This is a genomic window from Aliisedimentitalea sp. MJ-SS2, assembly GCF_032586155.1.
GTDB lineage: Bacteria > Pseudomonadota > Alphaproteobacteria > Rhodobacterales > Rhodobacteraceae > JAWHTC01.
Genome location: NZ_JAWHTC010000007.1, coordinates 38,519 through 53,173, shown reverse-complemented (window position 1 = coordinate 53,173; position 14,655 = coordinate 38,519). Strand labels below are relative to the sequence as shown.

The 14,655-nt window shown below is 62.6% G+C and carries 14 protein-coding genes; 1 reads left to right on the top strand and 13 read right to left on the bottom strand.

The window, feature by feature from the left end; all coding sequences use genetic code 11:
• The first annotated feature begins 16 nt into the window (after positions 1–16).
• A complete protein-coding gene (locus tag RXV86_RS21095) occupies positions 17–784 on the top strand; it encodes an alpha/beta fold hydrolase (RefSeq protein WP_316302597.1) in 768 nt (255 codons plus the stop codon).
• 11 nt (positions 785–795) lie between these two features.
• Here the strand turns inward: RXV86_RS21095 and RXV86_RS21090 are convergent, their stop codons facing one another.
• From RXV86_RS21090 to RXV86_RS21030, 13 genes are all read right to left on the bottom strand, one after another.
• Positions 796–975 carry a CTP synthetase gene (locus RXV86_RS21090; RefSeq protein WP_316302519.1) on the bottom strand — a complete coding sequence of 60 codons (180 nt, stop codon included), beginning with the start codon at positions 973–975 and terminating at the stop codon, positions 796–798.
• A 126-nt stretch (positions 976–1,101) separates the two neighbouring features.
• The gene (locus tag RXV86_RS21085) at positions 1,102–2,100 is read right to left on the bottom strand and encodes a DUF1353 domain-containing protein (RefSeq protein ID WP_316302518.1); all 999 of its coding nucleotides are present in this window, start codon (positions 2,098–2,100) and stop codon (positions 1,102–1,104) included.
• Between the two features lie 100 nt (positions 2,101–2,200).
• Positions 2,201–2,620, bottom strand: coding sequence for a MarR family transcriptional regulator (locus RXV86_RS21080; RefSeq protein WP_316302517.1), 420 nt, complete (start codon positions 2,618–2,620; stop codon positions 2,201–2,203).
• 2 nt (positions 2,621–2,622) lie between these two features.
• Positions 2,623–3,324 (bottom strand): ABC transporter ATP-binding protein, encoded by a 702-nt coding sequence (locus RXV86_RS21075; protein WP_316302516.1) that lies wholly within the window; start codon positions 3,322–3,324, stop codon positions 2,623–2,625.
• Positions 3,317–4,084, bottom strand: coding sequence for an ABC transporter ATP-binding protein (locus RXV86_RS21070; RefSeq protein ID WP_316302515.1), 768 nt, complete (start codon positions 4,082–4,084; stop codon positions 3,317–3,319). The genes RXV86_RS21075 and RXV86_RS21070 overlap by 8 nt, the downstream gene beginning before the upstream one ends.
• Positions 4,081–5,934, bottom strand: a complete 1,854-nt coding sequence (locus RXV86_RS21065) for an ABC transporter permease (RefSeq protein WP_316302514.1) — start codon at positions 5,932–5,934, stop codon at positions 4,081–4,083. The genes RXV86_RS21070 and RXV86_RS21065 overlap by 4 nt, the downstream gene beginning before the upstream one ends.
• Positions 5,935–6,013: 79 nt before the next feature.
• Complete coding sequence (locus tag RXV86_RS21060; protein ID WP_316302513.1) at positions 6,014–7,228, bottom strand: ABC transporter substrate-binding protein; 1,215 nt, start codon at positions 7,226–7,228, stop codon at positions 6,014–6,016.
• A gap of 329 nt (positions 7,229–7,557) precedes the next feature.
• Positions 7,558–8,142: an amino acid synthesis family protein gene (locus RXV86_RS21055; protein ID WP_316302512.1), complete on the bottom strand. Its 585-nt coding sequence runs from the start codon at positions 8,140–8,142 to the stop codon at positions 7,558–7,560.
• A complete protein-coding gene (locus RXV86_RS21050) occupies positions 8,139–8,726 on the bottom strand; it encodes an amino acid synthesis family protein (protein ID WP_316302511.1) in 588 nt (195 codons plus the stop codon). The genes RXV86_RS21055 and RXV86_RS21050 overlap by 4 nt, the downstream gene beginning before the upstream one ends.
• Complete coding sequence (locus RXV86_RS21045) at positions 8,719–9,585, bottom strand: UPF0280 family protein (RefSeq protein ID WP_316302510.1); 867 nt, start codon at positions 9,583–9,585, stop codon at positions 8,719–8,721. The genes RXV86_RS21050 and RXV86_RS21045 overlap by 8 nt, the downstream gene beginning before the upstream one ends.
• Positions 9,582–11,066, bottom strand: a complete 1,485-nt coding sequence (locus tag RXV86_RS21040) for a 6-hydroxynicotinate reductase (protein WP_316302509.1) — start codon at positions 11,064–11,066, stop codon at positions 9,582–9,584. The genes RXV86_RS21045 and RXV86_RS21040 overlap by 4 nt, the downstream gene beginning before the upstream one ends.
• Positions 11,059–13,776 (bottom strand): molybdopterin cofactor-binding domain-containing protein, encoded by a 2,718-nt coding sequence (locus RXV86_RS21035; RefSeq protein WP_316302508.1) that lies wholly within the window; start codon positions 13,774–13,776, stop codon positions 11,059–11,061. The genes RXV86_RS21040 and RXV86_RS21035 overlap by 8 nt, the downstream gene beginning before the upstream one ends.
• The gene (locus RXV86_RS21030) at positions 13,773–14,597 is read right to left on the bottom strand and encodes a xanthine dehydrogenase family protein subunit M (RefSeq protein WP_316302507.1); all 825 of its coding nucleotides are present in this window, start codon (positions 14,595–14,597) and stop codon (positions 13,773–13,775) included. Before RXV86_RS21030 ends, RXV86_RS21035 begins: the two co-directional genes overlap by 4 nt.
• Positions 14,598–14,655 lie beyond the last annotated feature (58 nt).

The window sequence follows — 14,655 nt, the reverse complement described above, 5'->3', positions numbered from 1 at the left end:
CGCTATGGCTGACGACATGCTCAACACCATTGCCCATGGCGCCCCGACCACCACTCCGCCCCTGCTGATCGCCCACGGCCTGTTTGGCTCTGGCCGCAACTGGGGCGTCATCGCCAAACGCCTGTCGGAGGAACGCCAGGTGGTCGCGGTTGACATGCGCAACCATGGGCAATCCCCGCTTTTCGAGACCCAAAGCTATGCCGACATGGCCGGCGATCTGGCCGAGGTCGCCAAACATCTTGGCGCCCCCATTGACGTGATGGGCCACTCTATGGGCGGCAAATCATCGATGATGCTGGCGTTGACGCGACCCGACCTGGTGAACCGCCTGATCGTGGCCGACATCGCACCCGTCGCCTATGGCCATACCCAGGCCCACAACATCGCAGCCATGCGCCAGGTCGATCTGTCGCGCGTCGAGAAACGGTCCGACGCCGCCCAACAGCTTGAACCCCTGGTCGAAGACCCATCGCTGGTGCCTTTCTTCCTGCAATCGCTGGATGTGGCCGAAAAACGCTGGCGGCTCAATCTCGACGTGCTCGACCGCGAAATGCCGGGCATTCTGTCTTTCCCCGATATCGAAGCGCAGTTCGACGGCCCGACCCTGTTCCTGTCAGGTGGCACGTCCGACTATGTCACGCAGGAACACCGCGCCCGGATCAGACACCTCTTTCCCAAGGCGCGGTTTGCAAAAATACCGGGCGCAGGGCATTGGCTGCACGCCGAAAAACCGCGCGAATTCGAAGCCGCTGTGCGCGGCTGGCTCGCCCATACGGGCGGCTGACGTGAACCGGTTCAGAGGCTCCGGATCAATTTGGCGACATAGAAGGTCGCCGGGATCGAGATGACCCATCCGATCAACGCCGCGACGATCACCGGCTGCATCGTGTCATACCCCATGGTCAGCCCCGCCACGACGGCGCTTCCGGCAAGGGTTGCCCCCAAAAACAAATGCACAATGAAGACCAGGAACATGTCTGTCCCTCCGTATTTTGATTCCGCGTTCGACGCGACATTGCCGAACTGAACAAAACCGGTCCTTGATCTGCGTCAGAAAAGATACCGCCAAAACCCATCCTTGAACGCCTTCGCAGGCACGGATCAGATTGTCCCCGCCGGGTCCGCCGGGGTGCCCCCGATTGCCGGCGCCGTCGAGGCCCCGGTGCCCGGCGCACCCACGGTGGGATCACCCACCGGAGCACCAGTTGTCGGATCGCCCACGGGCGATTGATTGCCGGTGTCGGATGCGCCATCATCCTGTTCGCCGCCGACATCGCTGACCCCGACCGCCTGGCTCAGCGAAGCATCGGCAAAGCTCTCGATCTCCGGCAAAGTCGGATTGCGGCTCTCGATGAAACCGATCGTCTTGCGCAACACTTGCCTCAGTGCCCCCGGTGACAGGCCCGCGTTGCCCGCCGTATCGTCAGCGTCCCGCCGATACCTGCCGGCACCGTCGACTACCGGCATATCCCGACGCCATACCTGACCCCGATCGCCGTTCCAAACCGACACACTTGTCCAGTCCGACACGGTATCGCGGGCAACGCCGTTTCCGCCACCTTGGCGCACCCCGCCCCAACGCGGCCCGCCGATATAGACGGCGGCATACATGATCTTGGCCTTGGTCTCGGGGGTGCCGCCGACCCGCAACGCGTCATAGAACATCCGGTGTACCGACCGCCATTCGGCGGTGTGGAATTTCGGCCCAGCCTCGTTTCCAACCCCGCAATAGGCGTCATGGATCGCCGCCGCATTAGTAAATTCCTGCGAGGTCGGATTGCCGACAATCGACACGAAGATGCGCGGGATCGATGCCCCGTCGGTCAGGGTTTTCGACGGCGCGATCCAGCTTCGGTTTGACGCGTCAACGAATTCCAGCTCTTCCGCGATCGGGAAAAACGGCAGTTTCCGACCCGGCAGGCGCACCGCCTGCTGCTCCAGCCGCACCGGGCTGTTGCGGAACCGGCAGGACGGGGCGGACGAGCCGACACAGGTGCCGATTTCCGCACCGGACGGATTTTTCATGCCAAGGTTCACCGCTGCTTGGTCACAAGCCGACAACGCTGCGAACACGGCCAGGAATGGAACAATTGCTCTCATGGCGACACCACCAGAACTGGAAATAGTCATTGTACGAGTCGAAATTAGGATCAGCGTGACGCATAACACCCTAGCAAATCAAGCACAGCTGCAGATTTCCTCAGGTCAGCCGGCGCAGCAGTTCCAAAAGCGTCGCACTTTCCTCTTCCGTCAGCGGTTCCAGCGTTTCGCGACTGATCCGGTGGCCCTGCGCCGTCATGGCTTCAAGTAGCGCTGATCCGGCCGGGCTCAACGATATGAGAACCCGCCGCTTGTCCTCCGGGTCCTTTTCGGCATTCACCAACCCCTTGTCGCGCAGCCGGTCGACCACCCCCTTGATCGTTGCCACATCCATTGCCGCGGCCCGGCCCAACCGGTTCTGCGACACCTGTCCCACCTCGCCGATACGCACCAACGCGGCGAATTGCTGCGCGGTCAACCCGTCAACCGCATGGGCCTGGAAAATCGCCGCGTGGCGCTGGCTGGCCAAGCGCAATAGATAGCCAACCTGTGCATCCAGAATATAGCCCTTCTCTGCCATCTCTAAACCGCCAGATATTGCTGCGAAATCTCGGGGTTTGCGTCCAACTCGTCAAATCCACCCTCGTAGACGACGGCACCCTTCTCGATAATGATTGCCCGATCCGACACCGCGCGGGCAAAATGCAGGTTCTGCTCGCTCAAGAGCACCGACAGCCCTTCGCTTTTCAGCTCGGCAATCACCCGCGCCATCTGTTCCACGATCACCGGCGCAATCCCCTCGCTGGGTTCATCCAGCAGCACCGCCTTGGGGTTGCCCATCAATGTGCGCGCAATCGTCAGCATCTGCTGCTCCCCTCCCGACAGCTGCTTGCCCAGGTTGCTGCGCCGCTCCGCCAGGTTGGGAAACAGCTCGAAAAGGTGCTCGCGGCTCCACTCCGGTGCATCCTCGCGCGCCGGCCGTTGTCCCACCTCAAGGTTCTCCTCAACCGTCAAGTCCGGGAAAATCCGCCGCTCCTCGGGCACATAACCCAGCCCCGCCCGACAGATCATATGCGGCGGCAGCTTCATTAGCGACTGCCCGTCATAGCGGATCTCTCCGGTCTTGGTCTCGAGCAGCCCCATGATGCATTTCATCGTCGTGGTCTTGCCTGCACCGTTGCGCCCTAACAGCGCCACGACCTCGTGGCCTTTCAGGTCAAGCGACACCCCGTTCAGGATCTGCGCCCGGCCATAGCGCGCCGTCAGGCCCGTTACCTCAAGCATGACCCACCTCCCCGAACACCGTACCCCCGCCCAGATACACCTCCTGAACCAGCGCATTTTCCCGAATCTCGTCACCGGTCCCCTCGGCGATCAGCGCGCCACGGTTCAGCACCAGAATGCGATGCGCATGGGCGAAAACCACATCCATGTCATGCTCGGTAAACAGAACGCTCACCCCGCGCTCGGCCACGATCCCGGCGGTCAGCTCCATCAGTTCCACCCGCTCGCTTGGCGCCATGCCTGCCGTCGGTTCGTCCATCAACAACAAAGCCGGCTCATGCGCTAGCGCAATCGCCAACTCCAGCCGTTTCAAATCGCCATAGGCCAATTCCGAACAGGCCCGATCTCCCTGGTCCTTCATTGAAACCAGGTCCAAAAGCGCATCCGCCTCCCCGACGTAAAGCCGCGTCGCCCGGCTCACCATGTCAAAGACCCGCTTGTGATGTGCGATCAACGCCATCTGCACGTTCTCGCGCACCGTCATTGACAGGAAGGTCCGGGTGATCTGGAAGGTCCGCCCCACCCCCATCCGCACGATCCGCCGAGGTCGCAACCCGACCAATTCCTGCCCGCTCAGCTTCACCGACCCGGCATCGGGTCGCAAATACCCCCCCAGCATGTTGAAACAGGTGGTCTTGCCCGCTCCGTTGGGCCCGATCAATGCCAAAAACTCCCCCTTGCGCAGATCAAAGGAAACATCATCGACCGCCACCAACCCACCAAAGCTTTTCGACAGGCCACGCACCTCCAGCACACTCATGACTCACGCTCCTTGCGCAGCCCCAGCGCCCGCAACAGCCGATCCACCCCACCGGCCACCCCGTCGGGTGCCAGCAGGACAACCAACAATATGATCGCCCCGAAAATGAACCGCCAGTAATCCAGCTTCAGAACCCAGTCTTCGATCAAAACGAATACCCCGGCACCAAAGATCGGTCCGGCCAGCGCATGGATGCCGCCCAATAGCACCATGATTAACCCATCGACCGACTGCCCGATCCCCAGAACATCCGGGAAAACCGATCCCTTGGAAAAGGCAAAGACCGCCCCTGCCAAACCCGCCACAGCTCCGGCCAGAGTGAACCCCATCCATTGGTGAAACTTCACATCCATACCAAGCGCCTCGGCGCGTATTGCGCTATCGCGAATGCCCCGCAAACCGTATCCGAACGGCGCATGCGCCACCCGCCGCATCAACCATATACCGCCGACACACAGGACAAAGGCGACATAGAAATAGATCCAGTCATCGCTCGCCCACTTGTCAGGCCACACCCCAAGAATACCGTCGTCGCCACCTGCAAACTCCTGCCATTGGAACGTCACGCCCCACAGGATCTGCGCAGCGGCCAATGTCAGCATGGCAAGGTAAACCCCGCTAAGCCGCACACAGAACCAGCCGAACACCAGTGCGGCTCCGGCAGCCGCCAGAGGTCCGATCGCCATCGCGGGCAGCATCCCAAGCCCAAGGTACTTCACCGTCATTGCCGCGCCATAGGCGCCAACGCCGAAATAGGCCGCATGGCCGAACGACACCATGCCGCCCAGTCCCATCATGAAATGCAGGCTCACGGCAAACAGCGTCGCCACCATCACATCGACCAGCAAGGTCGTGGAAAACTCGCTCACCACCGCCGGGCTTGCGGCCAGCACCATTACCAGCGCCATCAAAACCATTGTGGCCTGTGGCGACAACAGGCGCAAAGGCTGCTCTGGCTCCTCCGCTCCGCCATGCTCGCTGCCCGGTTTGCCAAACAACCCATAGGGCCGCACGATCAGCACCACCGCCATCACCACGAAAGGCAACACGATCGAAATCTGCGGGAATACCAAAATCGCAAAGGCATTCAGCACGCTGATCAAAACCGCCGCCACGAAGGCCCCGGCCACACTGCCCATGCCGCCGATCACCACCACGACAAAGGCCTCGCCGATCACGCTCAGATCCATTTGCAGGCTCACCGCCTCGCGCGGGATTTGCAACGCGCCGCCCAGCCCCGCCAGCGCCGACCCGAGCACAAAGACACCGGAAAACAGCCACGCTTGATTGACGCCCAGCGCATCGACCATCTCGCGATCCTGTGTCGCTGCCCGCACCAACACACCCCAGCGGGTGCGATGAAACAAAACCCAAATGCCGGCTAGCACCAGCGGCCCGATGAGGATCAGGGCAAGGTCATACTCCGGAATCGGCTCGCCCATGATCCGCACGGCCCGGTCCAGCCCCGGCGCGCGCGGCCCCAACAGGTCCTCCGCCCCCCAGATCGCCAGCGCCACGTCCTGGATAATCAGCACCACGCCAAAGGTCGCCACCAGCTGGAACAGCTCTGGCGCATGGTAAATCCGCCGCAGGATGGTCAGCTCGATCAACAAGCCCACCACGCCAACGATCAACGCCGCCACGACTACGCTGAACCAGAACCCGAAAATGCCATGTGGCAGCGTGGTGACCAACGTATAGGCTAGGTAGGCGCCGATCATGTAAAACGAGCCATGGGCAAAGTTGACGATCCGCGTGACCCCGAAAATGATCGACAGCCCGCAGGCAATCAGGAATAGGGACGACGCATTGGCCAGCCCGGTCAGCAATTGCGCAAAGTAAAATCCCATGCGTCCCGTCCCCCGTCACATCGCGACTATGTGCGAAAAATCGGGGCGGCTTGCGCCGCCCCGATCCATATTTACCTTGTTATTCGGCCGGCCGCAGCTTGGCCGCCTCTTCTTCACTCGGCAGGTAATCCGCCCCGTCGGCATAGGCCCAGTCGGTCATCATGCCCATACCATCCTTTTGCGTGGTCAGACCCACATAGGCCCCCATGGTCGACTGGTGATCTGCCGCCCGGAACATGAACGGCCCGGTTGGGGACGTCGGAATTTCCAGCCCTTCCATCGCCGCCAGCAGCGCCTCGGTTTCCACCGATCCGGCCTTCATCAACACCGCCTTGATCGCCAGCATCGAGTTATAACCGACAATCGACCCGGTCTTGGGTGCCTCACCCCAGCGCGCCTCATAGGCCGCCATGAACGCCTTGTGCTCGTCCGTCTCGATCTGTTCCGGCGGATAGCCGGTCACGATCCAGCCTTCTGGCGCCTCGGTGCCCAATGGGTTCAGGTATTCCGGCTCCCCGGTCAGCAAGGATACAACCGTGCGATCCTCAAACAGGAAGCGCAGGCTGCCTTCGCGTACGAACTTCGCCAGATCCCCGCCAAAGGTCACGTTGAAGATCGCATCGGGTTTCGACGCTTCCAGCGCCCGCACCGTGCTGCCTGCATCGATCTTGAACACCGGCGGCCATTGCTCTTCGACGAACTCCACGCCCGGCTGCAACTTGGTCAGCTCGGATTTGAACGCGGCCACCGCATCCTTGCCATAGGCATAGTTCGGCGCCACCGTGGCCCATTTCTTCTTGCCCAGCTTCGCCGCCCGTTCAGCCAGCATCGCCGCCTGCATATGGGTCGAAGGCCGCAGACGGTAGGTATACTTGTTGCCCTTCGACCAGACGATCGCATCTGACAGCGGTTCGCTGGCCAGGAACAGAACTTCCTTCTGCTTGGCAAAATCCGCGACGGCCAACCCGATGTTGGACAGGAAGGTGCCAAAGATCATCACCGCCCCCTCTTTCGAGGTCAGCTCCTCGGCAATCCGGATCGCGGTTGCGGGATCGCCGGTATCATCGCGGCTGATCACCTCGATCATCCGGCCATCAATACCGCCCGCAGCATTCAGCTCTTCCATCGCCAGCGTCCAACCCTTCTTGTAAGGCTCGGTAAACGCCGGAAGGCGGGTATAGGAATTAATTTCGCCGATGACGATCTTGCCCTCAGCCTGCGCCGCACCGGGGATCATCCCCAGCATCGGCAGAGCTGCCAGCGCGCCCAGCAGTTTGCGTCGTATCATTTGCATGTCACATCTCCCTTTAGGTGTGCGTTGCACATTAAAATATTGTTTTTGTTACACGAATTTCCAGCCTGTTCTCGCTGGTTCCCCGGGGAAATATCCCCCGAAATTCTCATCATTGACATGAGTTGGCACGAAAAAGCGCGTTTTCACACGCAAATTACCAACCCTCGGCTCCTCCTCTTGCCCCAATAATCGCCGCCCATTGCTCGGCAGGTGGCTTGTCACCGAAATGAGAGGCACCTGTGATCTCAACTTGTGGCAAAGCTCCAAACTCGGCCACCAAGCCCCCTGAAAGCGCGGGGTCGGCGGGTGGGAGCCGCTTTCAGGGGCTTTTACCTCAGTCCATCCTTTCCTTCCGCATCCTTGGCTTCCAGCCCACCAACCCGCGGCAAGGGTCGCCCGCTATCGGTCACGGCCACGGCCACCATGATTTCATTCGCCCGCGGCGCATCGTTCAACATCACCTCGATCCCGTCGAAATGGCTGCGCACATAGGCTGCATCTTTGTGCCCCAACGGAACGTCCAATACCTGCCCCGGGCTGCCCATTTTCTTCGATGACGGCACCAGCGCCGCGCCCTTCTCAACCGCCTTGCGAAGAGGCGCCCCTAGCTTCGGGTGCAGGATTGCGGCGGCATGTTCCAGCTCACCGTTTTCCCCGACCATCGCCGATTTACCATAGCTCTCCGCATCCTCCGGCGTGATATCGAGCGCCAGCACGCAGCGCTCGCCCAGCAAGCCACCCAGCTCGGCACCGATCTCCATCAACTCGCTCAAATCCTCTTCATAGCGCCCGGCAAACGGGTTTTCGATCACTGCCGTTGCCACTGCCTTGCGAGTGGGCGGTGTAATCTCACGCCCCATTTCGCTCAGGGTCTCCTCTACCGTCACAACCAGCTTCCTGATCTTGGCTTTCATCGCAATCCGTCCTCTCCCTTGATGTCCCAGGCCTCAAGCCCGCCCGAACGTGAATGCACCCGCGCCCCGTTGGTCATCACCAGAATCAGCGCAATTTCATCGCGCTTAGGCGCATCATTGCACCCAACCTCGATACTATCAAAATGTGACCGCACATAGGACGCGGTGATATGGGTCACCGGCACGTCCAGCCGGGCACCAACCCCGCCCACCTTCTTGGTCGATGGCACAATCGCCTTGGACCGCTCCGCCCCCAGAAGCTGGCGCATCGCGTAACCGCCCGGCGCATGCCATAATGCGCCGTGCTCGATTTCTCCGCCGCTGCCGATGATTGCACCCTTACCATATCCCTCTACAAGATCGGCCCCACCGATCAGTTTGATCAACCGTTCCGCCATCGACAGGCCCAGCGGCTTCAGGTCCTCCATGAAGGGCTGAATGTCCTGCACGAAGCCACCGGCGAACGGGTTCTCGATCACCGCCATCACACAGGCCCGCACATAGGGCGTGTCCGCCACTTCACCACCCTCGTGCCAGATCTCTTCCCGACTTTCGATGGTCTTCCTGAGCTTCAGTTCAGGCATCCAATTGCTCCCTTTCCGCAATTCCAATTACTCCGGGCTCTTGACCGACAACGCGATTTTGCCCCCGCAGGAACAAGGCCGCGGCGTGGATCAATCCGCGCTGCCGCATCTTCTCGGCCACATCCACGCCACGCCTCAAGGCGCGCGCAACATCCGATCTCGCCAGCGCGCCGACCTCGGAAACCACCTTCCGCTCCCCCAGATCGCTGTCCGGACGCAGTTCCAGCGCAGGCACACGCATAATCGCCGCATGCCCCGGCAAATTTACCGCGTTGCCAATTAAGGTCGCGGCCACGTCAGCGCTGGCTGCATTCGCTGCCAAAACTGTCACGCTGTCCGCAATCCCCATGCTCAGGCTGCGTCCGTTGCGCCCGCTGGTTGCCACGCCGCCAATGCCATCACCAGCCGTTATCCAAACCCGGCCCAACCCGGCCCCGTCCGGCCCGGCAACAGCAAGCCGAAACCGCTCCCCCGGGTTCAGCCACAGTGCAATATCCCCACCATTGTTGACATAGGCCCGCCGCACCCCCGACACGTCCCGGATTGCCGCCAGCACGTGATCGGCCACAGCCCCCGCCACAGCCGCCATCGGCGTCACGAACCCCTCATGCGCGGCCACCGCCCGAACCATTCTTTTCGCGACCGGCCCGCGAACTGCGCAGGGCGGGGTTTCATCCCGCCATCCCGAGGATCTCAACCTTTCCAACTCATCAACCAACCCCTCCAACACTCCGTCAAACGCGCTACACGCCGCCCCAAACCCGGCCTCGCGAGCTCCATCCACCCCGATCACAAGGTCAATCGGCCCGTGCTGCAAATGCAACCGTTCGCCAGGCAGTATCGCGGCGGAATAGCTCACTCGTCATCCCTCCAGCGGTAATGCCCCTTCTCCATCGGATCATGGCCCGCGGCACCGGGCCCGACCTTGCGAGTCTCATCGCCCAACACCACTTCTACGGGCCGGATTTCCTCGACATGCCCACCCAGCGCTGCGTAATCGCTCACTCGCATGGTGAACTCGATCGGGGCGACGATCGCGGGCGTCGGCACATAGCCAAACGAATTGCTCGGCATCTCCATCACGTCCGCCATCACCGTGATCCCGCCCCCGGGCCAGACATAGGCCTCGGCACCGCCACAGCTCACCTTGGCCAGCGCCTCGCGTACGGATCGCGTCAGCCGAACCGGGTTTTCCGTCACCCCTGCGCGCAAGCTGCCCCCGGCCCCGCCCATGAACAGCACCGACGACACCGACGGCTCGCAGTTCTCCGCAATCCGCTCCGCCGACAGCCGCACCGCTTCCGGCGCCTCGCCCGCCTGCGGCACCAGGTCTGAATCCAACTCGTAATAGGCCCATTGCTCACCGGTCGTCGACACCATGAACAGCCGCAACCCTTCCCAGGCCACGTTCGGTTTCCACGTATCCAGAATGGTCAACGGGTCCTCGATATCGGTCCCGCCCCAGCCCAGCCCCGGTTCAGCCACCTGGAAATAGCGCCCCGGCGTCGACCGCCGCCCCTTGATCCGTATGCCCGTCGGCGGCACACCCAAGACCTGCCCCGCCTGATGCTCTGACAGAACGCCGGTGATATGGTCATCTACGACGACCACCTCATCGACGATATCACGCCACTGTTTGGCAAACATGCCAATCGCGGCTGAGCCACAGCCCACGCGCATCAAAGTCTCGCGCTGTCCGTTGATCACCGGCGCCTCGCCCGCCTGCACCATCACGGTGGTGGCGTGATCCTCTTCCCCGATCACCATCTCGACGGCTTCCCGGTTGCACAGCGCCATCAGCGCGTCACAGGTGACCCGGCCTTCCTTCTTAGACCCGCCTGTCAGATGCTCCACGCCCCCCAGCGACAGCATCTTCGAGCCATACTCGGACGTCATCACATGGCCAATCGGCTCACCATCCACGCGCACGACGTCGCGCTCGTCGCCGATATGGCGGTCGGTGTCGATCTTCACCTTGGCCCCGCAGTAAGAAAATATCCCCTCGGTCACCACGGTGACCATGTCGACCCCTTCGATTTCCTGAGAAACAATGAACGGCGCGGGCTTGTAATCCGGATACGTCGTCCCCGCCCCCACGGCGGTCACGAACCGACGATGCCCCTTCACCACATCGCCATCCCAATCCCCGGCCTCATCACCCTGCAAAAACGGCACCAGTTCAGCCGAGTGCTCAACAATGGTCAACGGATCCAGCCGCACCAGTTCCCCGCCATGGTTGGCATAGCGGTCACAGGCCCCCGGTTTGCCGTCGGCGATAAAACACATCACCGGACAGGCATCGCAGCGGATCTTTTCCTCGCGCACGCGTCGTTCAGCCATCCTCCATCTCCTTCAAGGCCGCCTTCAGTCTCGAAGGCGTCACCGGCAGCCGTGTCATCTCGACCCCACAGGCATCGCGGATTGCATTCAGGATTGATGGCGCGGTCGGGATCAGCACATGCTCCCCCAACCCCTTGACGCCATATGGCCCATGCGCGTCCGGCTCCTCTATGATCAGAGTCTCCACCGGTGGCATATCCCCGATGGTCGGCATCAGGTAATTATGCAGGTTCTCGGTCCGTCCCGGCAGGTATTCCTCCATCAGGGCCATCCCCAGACCCTGCGCAATCCCGCCTTCCACCTGGCCCTCGACCAACAGCGGGTTGACCGCCTTGCCAAGGTCATGCGCCGCCACGAACTTCACCGGCTTCATCGTGCCAAGACCCGTGTCGACCTCGATCACACACAAATGCGCGGCATAGCCGAACTGGGCATAGGGCACCCCTTGCCCATTCTCGTCCAACGGTTTCGTTGGCGGGTCATAGGTCTCTTCCGCCCGCAACACATAGCCTTCGCCATCCGCTTCCAGAGCCCGCAACTCGATCCGATGCACCCGGTCGCCATCGTACAGTTCAACCGCGCCATCAAGCAGCACGATCTCCGCCTCGGGCCCGGCATTCACCCGGCCCAGCAACTCGCGCCGCATCGCCTCGCCCGCCAGCCGCGCCGCGTTACCGGTCACAAAGGTCTGGCGCGAGGCCGAGGTTTTACCCGCATCCGGCGTTACATCCGTGTCACCGCCGAGGATTTCCAGCGCGCCCACCGGCACGCCCAGCGCGGTGGCAAACAGCTGGGCAATCACCGTGTTGGCCCCCTGCCCGACATCCGCAGCCCCCTGATGCAGCACCACCTGACCATCGGCGCGAATCCCGGCCTTGATCGTCGACGGATTGGGCAGCGAAGTATTGCCACAGCCATACCAGCCCGCCGCCACGCCGACACCGCGCCGCACTGGCCCCTCCAGCGCGTTCACCCGCGCCGCCTCGGCCCGTTCGGTCTTCCATGGGTCACGCAGGGCCTGCAAACATGCCTTGATCCCGACACCCTGTTCAAACACCTGCCCGCACACCGTCGGCATACCGTTCTCCAGCGCATTCAGAATCCGGAACTCCAGCCGGTCCATCTCCAGCCCATCCGCCAGCCGGTCAAACAGGCTCTCCTGCGCCACCGCCGCCTGCGGCACGCCAAAGCCGCGAAATGCTCCCGAGGGCGGCCCGTTGGTGTAAATCCCTTTCGCCTCAGCCCGGTAATCCGCCACCCTATACGGCCCCGAGGCATGCACCGGCACCCGGTTTGCCACGGTCGGCCCCCAGCTGGCATAGGCCCCGGTGTTGAACAGCCCGTCAAAGCGGAACCCGCTGATCCTGCCGGCCTTGGTGGCCCCGATTTTCACCCGCATATCCGCCGGGTGCCGCTTGGTTGTGGCTTGCATCACCTCCCAGCGTTCAAACGCCATCCGCACGGGCTGCCCGGTCTTCAGCGCAGCTATCGCCAGGTAGGGTTGCACCGACACATCGAGTTTTGATCCAAACCCACCGCCGGTCGCTGTCGGTACGATACGGATTTTGTCGCGTTCCATGCCCAGCACATCGACCAGCGTATCCTGATCCATCACCGGCGCCTGGGTGCAGGCATGCACCTCCAGCCGGTCGCCCACCATCTGTGCAAACCCGGCCTCGGGCTCGATATAGCCATGTTCGACGTAAGAGGTCTCGAACCGGTCCTCGACGACCAGATCGGCCTTGGCCAACCCGGCCTCCGCGTCTCCATGGGTGACGAACCCGCCGCACATCACGTTGCCTTCGTGCCCCTCGTGTAGTTGTGCGGCCTCGTCCGACATCGCGGCCTCAATCCCTTCGGCCGGGGGCAATACCTCCCATGTCACCGGGAAGTCATTCGGCTCAAATACCGCCATGACCGCGGGCTCTCCCACCACGGCGGCCACCGCTTCGCCCCGGAACCGGGTTTCGAACTCGGCAAAGACCGGCTGGTCGATGAACCCCGGAATGGTGCCGAACCGGTTCAACCGCGGCACGTCCAGCGCCGTCAGAACCGCGACGATCCCCGGCCGCTCGGCATAGCCATCCAGATCGCCAAACTCGAACCGCGCCCTTGCGTGGGGCGAGCGCACCAGCTTGACCACCAACGTCCCCTCGGGCGCCACGTCATCGCCAAACAACTCGGTGCCGCTGACCTTTGGTTCGCCATCCAGCTTCTCAATCGCCGCCCCGGCATGACCCAGCGCATCGGCCCCGGCCACGACACCGCGATCCATCACCGCATCAATGATCTTGGCATACCCCGTGCACCGGCACAGTACCCCGCCCAGCGCATCCTTGACCTCTTGCTCGTTCGGTTCCGGCACATCGCGCAACAACGCCACCGCCGACACCATCATCCCCGGCGTGCAAATCCCGCATTGCGCCGCGCCGCGCGCCTCAAACCGCTTGCCCAACTCCCCGGCCAGCGGCTCTTCTTTTACCAGTCCCGCCAATGTCTCGACCGTGCGACCGTCAACTTGCTCCACCGGCGTCAGGCAGGCGCAAACCGGCGCGCCATCCAGCAACACCGTGCACGCTCCGCAATCCCCGGCGTTGCAGCCGACCTTGACGTCCCTCGTCCCCAGCCGCTCGCGCAATGCCTCCGACAGGCGTTCGCCTACACGCGGGGTCACCTCCACATCACGCCCATTGAGATGAAACCGGGTCATGGTGTCCCCTCCGCCAGCATCCGCCGGATCATTTCCCGCACTGCCTCCAGCCTATAGCCGGCCGAGCCGCGCACATCGTCGATCGGGCGCAGCCCCGCCAAATGATCCGGCTCGACAACAACCTCGTCGGGCCTCTTCCCGATCATCTCGGCCTCCAGGCCCTCCAGCCGCATTGCAATCGGCGAACAGGCTCCAACAGCCACCCGGGCGCGTTCAATCTGGCCTTGCGCATCGCACCCCACAACCATCGCCACCATGGCAATCGAAATCACCAGGTATTCCCGGCTACCCAGTTTGTCGAACAGGCCCACGGCCCCCACGGGCGGTTCCGGCAAATGCAACGCCACGACCATCTCGCCCGGAGCCAGCGCTGTCTGGCGCACACCCTTGAGAAACGCCTGCAAAGGAATCCGCCGCAACGCGCCCGGCCCGGCAACCTCCACCTCCGCCCCCAGCGTTAGCAACGGCGGCACCCCGTCCGCTGCAGGTGACGCATTACAAATGTTTCCGCCCACGGTCCCCGCATTCTGGATTTGCAGGCTGCCGACCTGCCGCGCCGCCGCCTGCAACCCGGCCATCGCTCTCGGCAACTCTGCCCGGGCCACGTCGCTCCAGGTTGTCGCCGCCCCGATCCTCCACCCGTCGCTCGTTCGGTCTATCCCGCGCATTCCCGCAATGCCGGTCACGTCCAACAGGTTCGTTCCCGGCCCGCCCGCGGCCATCGCCGGGTAGACATCGGTGCCCCCCGCAATCACCCGCATGTTTTTCCGGGCCAAAAGGCCCAGCGCCTCGTCAAGGCTCCCTGGTGCGTGATAGTCCAATGTCGTCCCCCTGCAGGACAGATAAAACTCGTTCGTATGCAAATGATATTCAGGCAAA